The sequence below is a fragment of the Actinophytocola sp. genome (genome assembly GCF_036555685.1).
GTDB lineage: Bacteria > Actinomycetota > Actinomycetes > Mycobacteriales > Pseudonocardiaceae > Actinophytocola.
In genome coordinates this window covers 1-9,125 of sequence record NZ_DATBKY010000149.1, presented here as the reverse complement: position 1 = coordinate 9,125, position 9,125 = coordinate 1, and the positions used below count along the sequence as shown (strand labels likewise).

6 protein-coding genes and 1 pseudogene are annotated in these 9,125 nt (G+C 69.4%); 1 reads left to right on the top strand and 6 read right to left on the bottom strand.

Annotation, left to right across the window (positions count from 1 at the left end; translation table 11 throughout):
• Positions 1–416: TetR/AcrR family transcriptional regulator (locus tag VH969_RS14395; RefSeq protein ID WP_331974239.1), on the bottom strand; the 416-nt coding region annotated here is incomplete at its 3' end.
• Between the two features lie 95 nt (positions 417–511).
• Here VH969_RS14395 and VH969_RS14390 point away from each other — a divergent pair.
• Complete coding sequence (locus VH969_RS14390; RefSeq protein WP_331974238.1) at positions 512–1,975, top strand: flavin-containing monooxygenase; 1,464 nt, start codon at positions 512–514, stop codon at positions 1,973–1,975.
• A 467-nt stretch (positions 1,976–2,442) separates the two neighbouring features.
• On the opposite strand, the gene VH969_RS14385 is transcribed toward VH969_RS14390, so the two are convergent.
• From VH969_RS14385 to VH969_RS14365, 5 genes and pseudogenes are all read right to left on the bottom strand, one after another.
• A complete protein-coding gene (locus VH969_RS14385) occupies positions 2,443–2,937 on the bottom strand; it encodes a helix-turn-helix domain-containing protein (protein WP_331974237.1) in 495 nt (164 codons plus the stop codon).
• 170 nt (positions 2,938–3,107) lie between these two features.
• Positions 3,108–4,694: an LCP family protein gene (locus tag VH969_RS14380; RefSeq protein ID WP_331974236.1), complete on the bottom strand. Its 1,587-nt coding sequence runs from the start codon at positions 4,692–4,694 to the stop codon at positions 3,108–3,110.
• 247 nt (positions 4,695–4,941) lie between these two features.
• Positions 4,942–7,119 (bottom strand): hypothetical protein, encoded by a 2,178-nt coding sequence (locus tag VH969_RS14375; protein WP_331974235.1) that lies wholly within the window; start codon positions 7,117–7,119, stop codon positions 4,942–4,944.
• 55 nt (positions 7,120–7,174) lie between these two features.
• Complete coding sequence (locus VH969_RS14370) at positions 7,175–8,209, bottom strand: GGDEF domain-containing protein (protein WP_331974234.1); 1,035 nt, start codon at positions 8,207–8,209, stop codon at positions 7,175–7,177.
• A 694-nt stretch (positions 8,210–8,903) separates the two neighbouring features.
• Positions 8,904–9,125: pseudogene (locus tag VH969_RS14365) on the bottom strand (MFS transporter); the annotation flags it as partial.

The window sequence follows — 9,125 nt, the reverse complement described above, 5'->3', positions numbered from 1 at the left end:
TCGGGCAGGTAGGCCGCGAACAGGGTCGTGTTCACCTGCGTCTGCTGCCGGCGGATGCCCTCGATCTCGTCCATCGCCGCCTGGCCGGCCACCGCGGCCTCCTGGCGCAGCAGCTCCCACGAGCGCCGGTGCGAGTCGATGAAGCGGAAGAACGTGGCCAGCCCGCTACGCAGCGCCTCCTCCGCGGAGCCGATGTCCTCGACGGACGCCGTGGTCGCGGCGAGCAGCTCCGCCCTCGCGGCCCGGATGCAGGCGACGAGCAGGCCCTCCTTGGAGCCGAAGTACTCGTAGAGCATCGGCTTGGAGACGCCGACGCGCTCGGCGATCTCGTCCATCGAGGCGGCCTGGTAGCCGCGCTCGGCGAAGATCTCCTCCGCGACGGCGATCATCTGCCGCTCGCGTTCCGCCCGCGGCATGCGGCGGCGCTTGGTCCCGGGGGCCACGGCGCTACTCTACCGGAAGTAACCTACTCTGAGTAAGGTAGCGTCCGGGCGGGATCGAGGAGGGTGGCATGCGGGTGCACACGGTCGTGATCGGCACCGGGTTCTCCGGGCTCGGCATGGCGATCCAGCTCAAGCGCGACGGCCGGGACGACTTCGTGGTCCTGGAGAAGGCCGACGACGTCGGCGGCACCTGGCGCGACAACACGTATCCCGGCTGCGCCTGCGACATCCAGTCGCACATGTACTCGTTCTCGTTCGAGCAGAACGCGGACTGGACGCGGTCGTTCTCGCCGCAACCCGAGATCTGGGCGTACCTGCGGCGGGTCACCGACACCTACGGCCTGCGCCGGCACATCCGCTTCGGCACGGAGGTCACCGGCGCCCGCTGGGACGCCGACGAGAGCCGCTGGCACGTCACGACGGCCACCGGTGACGAGTACGTGGCCCGCTTCGTCGTGTCCGGGATCGGCGGGCTGCACATCCCGAACGTGCCGGCGCTGCCGGGCATCGAGAACTTCACCGGCAAGGCGTTCCACTCCGCTCGGTGGGACCATTCGTACGACCTCACGGGCAAGCGTGTCGCGGTCGTCGGGACCGGGGCGAGCGCCATCCAGTTCATTCCCCGGATCGCGCCGTCGGTGGCGTCGCTGACGGTGTTCCAGCGGACGCCGCCGTGGATCATGCCGAAGCCCGACCATGCGATCCCCGGCTGGCTTCGGCGGGTGTTCCGCGTGGTGCCCGGTGCGCAGCGGTTGTACCGCGGGTTGATCTACTGGTTGCTCGAGTCACGGGCGCTCGGGTTCAACGGCCGGCCGGGGTTGATGAAGCTCGCGCAGCGGATCGCGTTGCGGCACATGGAAAAGGCCGTCTCGGACCCGGCCCTGCGCCGGAAGCTGACGCCGGACTACGTGATGGGCTGCAAGCGGGTCCTCATCGCGAACGACTACTACCCGGCTTTGACCCGCCCGAACGTCTCGGTGGTCACGGCCGGCATCGCCGAGGTCCGGGCGGGCTCGATCGTCGACACGGACGGCGTTTCGCACGACGTCGACGCGATCATCTACGGCACGGGTTTCCATGTGACGGACGCGTTCGACTACGTGAACATCACCGGCCTCGACGGGCGCGACCTGTCGAAGGACTGGCGCACCAACGGAATCCGGACGCACTACGGGATCACCGTGGCCGGCTACCCGAACCTGTTCTTCCTGCTGGGCCCGAACACGGCGCTGGGCCACAACTCGGTGGTGTTCATGATCGAGTCGCAGATTCGCTATGTGGCACAGGCGATGCGCCTCGTCGAGAATGCGGGCGCGGCGTCACTGCAGCCGCGGGAGAGCGCGCAGGCACGGTTCCAGTCGGACATCCAGCGGAAGCTGGCGTCGGGGGTGTGGACGCAGGGCGGGTGCCGGAGCTGGTACCTGGACGCGCACGGCGTGAACCGGACCATCTGGCCCGGCTTCACGTGGCGATACTGGCAACGGACGCGACGGCTGAATCCCGCGGAGTACGAGTTGTCCACAGGCGCGTGATTGGACCCCCGAATTCGTCGGTGTCCATCGGTAGCGTGGAAAGCGGGGGCCCCCGCGCGGGCGGAGTTGTACACAGGCGATCGTTCTGGAATTGCCGGGCGCCGGGCCGTCGGCGGAGTTTCCGTCCGATTCACGCCTCAAAGAGGTCGCGCCTTTCCGGCGCTGGTCCTTAGCGGCTCCAACCCGCAGATCGCGACGCCGACGACGCCGGCCCGGCCCAGCACAGCGCGACCGGCTTCGAGAGCACCACCCGGGCGATCACCGGCACCAGCAGCCCGCCCAGCGCGAACTCCCAGATCCATTGGCGACCTCTTGACCCGCGAGCCTCCGTCGCCCTGAGGGCAGGAATTACGGGCGGGTCCGCGCTGCCCTCCATGTGCCCGGCGGCGGCCCCGATCCTCTTTTCGCCCGTGCTGGCGCCCTGTTGTTCGCGTCTGCACTTGTGCCCTGCGCCGTTGGCCGTGTGATCAGTCGTCGTCTGCGTGAGGGACCGGGGCGCTGATTCTCCTTAACCTCGCGATCAGCTCTACCGTCTCAATGCCGCACAGCTCGGCCATTCGCTCCAAGGCCGCGATGTCCAGGCTGACCTCCGTCGGCTGGTGGCCGTTCATCTCCGTCAGCCGGCCCTTCGCCCAGCGGCGCAACGGAAGCAGCGAGGGCTGGTCGTCCCGGACGATTCCGCGTAGGTCGATCCGGATTCGGCCAACGGGGGACTCGCTGAACACCCGCTGGTGCACCCGCGCGAGGAGCTCGTGCGGCACCTCGTTCAGGGCCAGGCAGATCTCCACCAGCCGCACCACGGAACACTGCCTCGTCCCCAGCTCGTAGGTCGCCAGGGTCTGCAGGGAGATGTCGCTCTGCAGCCGGCGGTTCAGATCTCGCCTCGTCCACCCCCGCTGCTTGCGCAGACGACGCAGCTCGTCGCCGAGAACTCGCTGGTATGTGCCGGTGTTCAGCTGCACGATCGCCCCTCTCCGCATGGCGCCCCGGCCCCGCCGAACCGGAACGCCGACATAAGAAGAAGCGATGAACCCGCGAGTGATTACGCGGGTTTCCAAAATTTGTTTCAGAAATGCGCCAGCCGGCGGTGTGCCGGTTCCGCGAACCGGTCACAAACCGCCGAACGGGTGAACTAGTTCACGCAGCCGGATGGATCGGGCTGCTTCGCCGGCTGGGCCTTGCTGGGCGACAGCTGGAGCAACGGCTGGTGCGTGAGGTTGCCGCTCGCGTCGGTGTTGCCGGCGCCCTCGTAGTCCGCGCCCAGCAACACCGTCACGGTGCCGCTCGGCAGGTTCGAGTCCTCCTCGACGACCGGGCTGCCACCGAGCGCCTGCGCCACCTCGTTGCCCGCGTCCCGCCCACCCGAGGCGTACCGGACGACCGTCGTGTCGCGGAGGTCGGCGTTGCCCACCTCGCCCGTCGTGAAGCCCTTCGCCGCCAGCGAGTCCGACACCGCCTGCGCGACGCCGCTCTGCCCGCTCGCGTTGCGGACGTTCACGGTCACCTGCTTGCTCGCGGCCTCGTCCGAGCCCGAAGGCTTGTCGCCCTTCGCGGGCGGCTTCTTGCCCAGGAGCCCCTCGACGAACGCGTGCACCTCGTCCGGGTCCACCTCGACCGCCGAGCCGTCCTCGGGCGTCTCGAGGTCGATACGGCCCGTTGGAATGGTCTTGAACGCCAGCCGCCCGCCGGTGAAGTTCATCATCTGCTGGGCGAACTGGATGACGTTCCAGTCCTCGTCCAGCACCACCGACTTCTGCACCGCCGCCCGCAGCTTGTCCAGCGTCTGCGAGCCCGGCGTGAGCATGTCCTGTGAGAACACCTTCTTCGCCATGCCCATCATGAACACCTGCTGGCGCACGATCCGGTCCAGGTCGCCGTTGGGCAGGCCGTGACGCTGGCGGACGAACGCGAGCGCCCGCCTGCCCGAGATGTTCTGCTTGCCTGCCTTGAAGTGCGCGCCAGACCGGTAGTCGTCGACCGGCTGCTTGAGGCAGACGTCGATGCCGCCGATGGCCTTGGTGATGTCGTAGAAGCCGAGCAGGTTGACCTCGGCGTAGTGGTCGATCGTGGCGCCGGTCAGGTCCTGGACGGTCGCGATCAGGTTCTTCGCGCCCTCCTGGTTGGAGCGGACCTCGAGCTGCGCCTTGTCGGCCACGCCCTCGTTCTGCAGCCGCTGCCGGGCCTCGTTCTTCGCCCGCAGATACGCCGAGTTGATCTTGTGTTCGCCGTAGCCGGGGATGTCGACGTACGAGTCGCGTGGCATCGAGATTCCGACGGCCTGCTTGCCGTCGTTCGGGATCCTGATCATGATCAGGGTGTCCGTGTTGAGCTCGCCGTCGCTGTCGCCCGCGTTCAGCTGGGCGAGCTGCGCCTGGGACAGCGGCTTGCCCTGCGCGTCGGTACGGCTGTCCATGCCGACCATGAGGATGTCGATCGCGCCGTCGGCCGGCCGCTCGGTCGGCGCCTGGTCGATCACGTCGGCCGTCGTCAGCCCCTCCTGCCACGGCTTGAGCTCGCCCCAGTAGTAGCCGGTGACGACGAGGATCAGCACCGAGACGATCGTGAGGACGAACTTGCCGCTGGTGAGCAGGTGGCGGCGCGGTGGCGCGGCGCTGGTGAACTTCTCGGTCGGGTCGTCGGCCCGCGGCAGCACGCGCGCGTCCGACGTGCGGGACGGACGGCGGTAGGGATCTTCGCGAGTGACTCTGTTGCCGACCACGCGGCCCGCGTTCGCGGACGTGCGAGTACGCGCCCGCGCAGGCGCCCGCTCATCACGCGCCTGCTGGCCGTCTGACCTCGGCGGCCGTCGGTTCACCCCTGGCTCCTCCCGCAGCGCTCCCAGTGTGCTCCGGCCCCCCGGACACTTATGTAGACGTGCCGGAGCGGAGATCGGTTGTCCCGTAGGGTGGCATACGTCGCTCACCGTGACCGGACCGGTGCGCTGTTCGCACCCAGGAGTGTCCCCCTCAGTTGCTTACGCCGCTGGTAATGGGCACGGACGGCGTGTCCGAGCCCGCTTGCGTACGTCGCGCGCAGACGACGGCTACAGCGAGTGCCGTCGCCATCGTGAGGCCGTGGACGATCGTGCCCGCGCCGCTCATCGTGGTGATCATCGGCGGCACGCACGAGATGGCCGTCACGAGCCACGGGCCCGGCCGCGAGCTCGTCTGCAGGTGCACGCAGTGCACCAGGTACCAGCCGACCAGCAGGTGGATCAGGCTCGCCATCGGGTCGATCGGCAGGCCCAGCAGCGACGAGCTCTGCGTCCAGCCGGACAGCCCGGTCACGGCGAAGCCGAGCACGCCGAGGGCGCCGTACGCGACGCCCAGGCCGGCGGCCAGCGTGTCCATCCACGTCCGCGGCTCGTCGGTGGCGACGTCCTCGAGCGGCTTGTCCAGCGGCGGCTCGGGCGGCGGCGTGGCGCGGCGTTCGAACCAGAGGAACGTGATCAGCGTGGGCAGCGCGAGCATGCCGAGCGCGAGCGCCGTGCGGGGCCGCAGCAGCCAGTCGATGCCGCCGGAGATGACGCCGGCGCTGCGGGCCACGCCGATCAGGCCCTCGATCACGAGCATCGCGCACAGGTAGACGAGGTAGACCGTCATCGGCGCCGCGCGGACGAAGGCGACCCACCGTGCCGGCCCGCCCGAGGCGACCGCCCGCAGGCCCGGCTCGCGCGGCAGCGCCACGAGGCAGGTCTGCACGAGGCCGAGCAGCAGCACGCCGACGAGCGAGGGCGCGAACGCCGCGTACCCGGTCGGCTCGGCCAGCTGCAGCTTCGGCTGGGCGCCTGCGGTCGTCAGCGCGACGAGCAGCCCGAAGGCCACGGCCGCGCCGGCGCCGAGCACCCAGCGCGGCAGCCGCCAGAGCGTGCCGTCGGCGTAGTGGAAGGCGAGCTGGCTGAACAGCAGTGCGACGAGCACGCCCCCGACGTGCCCGGCGACCGCGCCGCCGACGAAGCCCAGCGCGACCACGCCGGCCAGCAGCGCGAGCGGCGTGCCGATCGGCAGGCGGCGGTGCAGCCGGTGCATGACCGGCATGCCGGCGACGACGAGCAGGTACAGGCCCAGCAGCCACAGCGGCTGCACGATCAGCCGGCCGAACGCGGTGATCGCGTCCTCCGGCGCCGCCAGCAGCTCGAGCGACAGCGGGATCACGAGCCAGGCGATGACGAACGCCAGCACCGGACGGATGAGCCAGCCGATCCGGCCGACGAGGTAGGTGCCGTAGCCGGCGCCCGCCTCCAGCGTCGCGCGCCAGGCCAGCAGGTTCGCGTGCCCGCCGGCGAGGAAGAACAGTGGCACGAGCTGCAGCAGCCAGGTCAGCGGCCAGACCCACGGGGCGTCGGCCGTGCCGCGCATCGTGAACGCGAGGACGGACTCGGCGACGACGATCCCGGAGAGGCTGACGATGCGCAGGAAGCCGAGGTAGGCGGTCTGGGCGGCCTCGGTCCGGTTGCGGCGCGGCCGGGAGGGCACGCGGCGGGGCCCGTGCCGCACGCCGCGCCGGACGACCGCGGGCGCGCGGACGGCGATGAGCAGCATGATCACGATCATGGCGACCGACCACGGGCCGACGGGCTCGTTCTGCGGCGGCCCCCAGCGCTGATGCCAGGAGTTCACGACCAGGCCGACGGTGTACAGGGACGCGACGACCTCGCAGAAGGCCGGCGAGCCGCGCGGGTTGAGCCGGCACTGCGCGTGCATGTCGCGGGAGAGCCGGTCGTCGAGGCGCTCGCGCAGGCCCGGGTCGAGCGGCTGGCCCTTGCGTGCGGCGTAGCGGAGCATGTCGTAGCCGAGGTCGTGGGCCTTGCAGCCAACGCTGTAGTCCCAGCGGGTGTCGCCCCAGGGGGAGGAGCAGCCGCCGCCCGGGTGGACGGCGCGCACGGTGCCGTCGGGCGCGCGCATGTGGACCGGCTCGCGGCCGCTGACCTGGTCGAAGTCGGCCGGGAGGTCGCGCAGCGGGTCGCGGCCGGACGCCGGGTCGAGCTGGTCCTCGACGGCCCGCTCGATCTTGGCGACGTCCCCGGTCGGCGGGTGCGTGACGGGCGGGTTGGGCCGGGAGGCGATCACGGCGAACGTCGCCGCGGCGAGGATCATCACGACCAGCCACCGCAAGCGCGGCACACCGGTGGCGACCCTCCCCATGAGACCGAAGGCTACTCCGTACCGCCGTTCGGCTCAGCCAATTCGGCTGTCCTGGTCAGCTGGCCAGGCGGACCTGGTCGCGACCGTTCTCCTTCGCCTCGTACACGGCGGCGTCCGCGGCCTGCAGGAGCTCGTCCAGGCCCTTGGCGTGCTGGGGGTACACGGCCACGCCGATGGACGTCGTGCGATGCGTGATGGCCACCGGGCCGCCGCGCTTGTCGGTCGTCGGGACGTGCAGCTCGGAGATCATTCGACGGATGCGCTCGCCGGCCTGCTCCGCCTCGTTGACGTCCGCCTCCGGCAGCAGGACCACGAACTCCTCGCCGCCGAATCGGCCGACGATGTCGCTCGGGCGGGTCGCGCCGCGCAGCGCGTGCGACACGTACTCGAGCATGTCGTCGCCGGCCGGGTGGCCCCAGGTGTCGTTGATGGCCTTGAAGTGGTCGAGGTCGACCATCAGCACGGCCGCGGTCCCGTTCGCCCGTTCCACGCGGGACAGGGCCCGCTCCGCCCCCTCTCGCCAGCCGCGCATGTTCAGCAGGCCGGTCTTGGGGTCGGTCCGCACGTCGACCTGCAGCTGGCGCACCTCGGCGATGCGGTTGCCGATGACGCTGATGACCACGATGATCGCGAGCGCGGCCGGCAGGTTGACCAGCAGGATCGCGGCGACCGTCCCCAGCGCGATCGTGAGTGCTTCGAGCTCGTTGTCGTCCTTGGTGCCCAGCATCGCGAACGTCGGGCGAAGATCAAGAATGAACTGGGCGGACGCGATGACAGTCAGCTGGACGGAGAAATAGGTCAGTCCGCCCAACATTAATACGGCTAGCTGGACGAGTGATCCCCAGACGGTCAGTCCCGACAGGTTCGGCTGTCCGAACGCAGTCACTACTCCGTGCGTCGCCATCGCGGCCAGCAGCATGCTGCAGCTCGAGTAGAGGTAGCGGTGTACGGGCCGTCGGGCGACGAACCAGCGCTGGGTGCGGCTGAGCAGGATGCTGAGAATCGCCAGATGAACCGGTAGCACCACAACGGCGGCGAACGACCAGATACCGACGAGGTCGATGTGCACCGTCGGCTTCCTGCTCCGCATCGCTTCTTCCTGACGCCGGGAAAGCTGCAGGTGAGCGCTGGCGCAGACGCCGAGTGTGACGAATCGTAGCCAATCGGTTTCGGAGGGGTTCGACGAGTTGACCGTGGCGAGCACGATTAGCGTGACGGTCGCGACTTCGCAGATCAGCAGCCAGATGATGAGCCGGAGCGGCCTGCGCCAGAGTGCCCACTGACGCAAATGCACTACAAATCGTCGTCTAAGCTGTTGTGAATCGCTCGAATCGTTCACACTTGTCTGCGAAGCAGGTATGTGACCCGTCGCAGGCCGAGCCTGACCCCTCCCGTTGCTTGTGGTCTCGGGAGGTCCCGCTTCACCAGGTGTGGCTTGCCGATGCCCGTCGCGATCGGTGAAACTCATGAGCGCAGGTTCCCTCCCTCCGTGTCACACACCAGTGTGCACCGAAGGAGGCTGCTGCCGATTCGAGCACCACCCGCTAGCATGCCCCGTGCGCCGGGAGCCGCAGCGAGCCGGGCGTCGTTTCGTATCTCCCCCGTTCCCCCCGGGAGGTGAGCAGTGATGATGTTTGATCGTGAGTGGTGACGGCCTGCCACGACAGCCTTGGGGGAAATTGACCGAAGTCCGTGCACCACGCCTGGAGGTTAACAAGGTGAGAGATCGCGAATGGTGACTCGCCAGGCTGCCATCCCTGGTCGGCTGGCGGTTCGGGCGGGGATCACGTCGGTAACGAGTTGACGTTCGACGTTGCGCGTGCGGTGTTGACTGTGCGGTTGAGCCGCGCCCACGAGACCGCGGCCGGAACCGCCAGCAGCACTCCGAGGACGCCGGCGAGCGCAATCGTGTTGACCGCTGAATCGATGCCTTCCGCCACCGCACCACCAACTACCACGCCCAGGCCCTGCGACACCCGCAGCCCGGCCCGGCTGACGCCGATCGC

Coding starts and splice junctions, on each gene's coding strand:
- VH969_RS14375 (WP_331974235.1), bottom strand. CDS start 7,119: ATGGGGAGGGTCGCCACCGGTGTGCCGCGCTTGCGGTGGCTGGTCGTG.
- VH969_RS14390 (WP_331974238.1), top strand. CDS start 512: ATGCGGGTGCACACGGTCGTGATCGGCACCGGGTTCTCCGGGCTCGGC.
- VH969_RS14370 (WP_331974234.1), bottom strand. CDS start 8,209: ATGCGGAGCAGGAAGCCGACGGTGCACATCGACCTCGTCGGTATCTGG.